Origin of the sequence: Streptomyces actuosus, assembly GCF_016921115.1 — a bacterium.
GTDB classification, from domain to species: domain Bacteria; phylum Actinomycetota; class Actinomycetes; order Streptomycetales; family Streptomycetaceae; genus Streptomyces; species Streptomyces actuosus_A.
Genome location: NZ_JAFFZS010000127.1, coordinates 1 through 791 on the forward strand (window position 1 = coordinate 1; position 791 = coordinate 791).

The following is a 791-nucleotide window of genomic DNA, read 5'->3' on the forward strand; positions in this document are numbered from 1 at the left end:
GAACGCGCCGATCGCGTCACCGCCCTCGCTCACCAGCCGCCACAGATCCTCCGGCGAACCGACCCCACCCGGGAACCGGCACGCCATCCCCACGATCACCACCGGATCGTCGTCCACGCTGGTCGCAGCCGGCAGCAAGGAGGCGGGAGTCGATGTTTCGTCCTGGCCGTCGGCGAACTGCACCAGGAGGTGGCGTGCAAGTACGGCGGGGGTCGGGTGGTCGAAGACCAGAGTCGCAGGCAGCTGCATACCCGTGGCGCCGTTGAGACGGTTCCGCAGTTCGACCGAGGTCAGCGAGTCGACACCGAGGGCTTTGAACGGCTGCTCCGCGTCCACGTCGGCGACGGACGTGTAGCCCAGGACGGAGGCCACCTGTCCGCACACCAGGTCCCGCAGGAACGTCTCGCGCTCGGCCACTGGCAGCGCCGCGGCGCGCTGCCGCAGATCGGCGGTCCCATCGACGACGGCCTGGGACTCCGCGGCCCGTCGCGCGGGCGTACGGACCAGCGCACGCAGCACGGCAGGGACGTCCTCACGATGCTTGCGCAGACCGGCGATGTCCAGGTTGACCGGCAGGACAGCCGCCTGTTCGAGCGCGGCTCCGCCCTCCAGGGCAAGGTCGAACAACGTCAGGGCGTCGTCCGGTGCGAGCGGTTGCATGCCCTCGCGTGCCATGCGGCGCAGGTCGGCTTCGGTCAGCTCGGCCGTCATGCCCGCCCCCGGAGCCCACGGCCCCCAGGCCAGCGCGACGGCCGGCAACCCGGCGCGGCGACGAACGGTGGCGAAGGCGT

General features: G+C 71.7%; 1 protein-coding gene. It reads right to left on the reverse strand.

Features of this window, described 5'->3' with window-relative positions:
* Nucleotides 1-711 (reverse strand): acyl carrier protein (locus JS756_RS35895; protein ID WP_240204880.1); only part of this gene is annotated, 711 nt, incomplete at its 3' end.
* Nucleotides 712-791: the final 80 nt, after the last annotated feature.